At 59.4% G+C, this 387-nt stretch carries 1 protein-coding gene; it reads right to left on the bottom strand.

Going from position 1 to position 387, the window contains the following annotated elements; genetic code table 11:
• The coding region (locus B1A85_RS25025; RefSeq protein ID WP_210404709.1) for a hypothetical protein at window positions 1-387 on the bottom strand (387 nt) is incomplete at both ends.

Genomic DNA, 387 nt, shown 5'->3' with positions numbered 1-387 from the left:
CCCACTCCTACCACACCCCGCCGACCGACCCGCCACAAAAAGCACACGCTGCCGACCCGTTATAAAACACGCCGCCAACGCGACCGGTAGAAAGCCCGCCAACAGCCCCGAAACACCACCACCAACTGACCCGGTAGAAAACACGCCACCAACTGACCCGGTAGACAACACGCCACCAACTGACCCGGTAGACAACACGCCACCAGCGGACACCGAAACACCACTACCAACTGACCCGGTAGACAACACGCCACCAACGGACACCGAAACGCCACCACCAACTGACCCGGTAGACAACACCCCACCAACTGACCCCGTAGACAACACCCCACCAGCGGAGATATCAACTACCTCTCTAGCAGTTACTGTCTCCCAGCCACTACTCCT

Origin of the sequence: Chroococcidiopsis sp. TS-821, assembly GCF_002939305.1 — a bacterium.
GTDB lineage: Bacteria > Cyanobacteriota > Cyanobacteriia > Cyanobacteriales > Chroococcidiopsidaceae > Chroogloeocystis.
The sequence above is the reverse complement of the archived record's forward strand: the minus strand, read 5'-3'. Positions and strand labels throughout refer to the sequence as shown.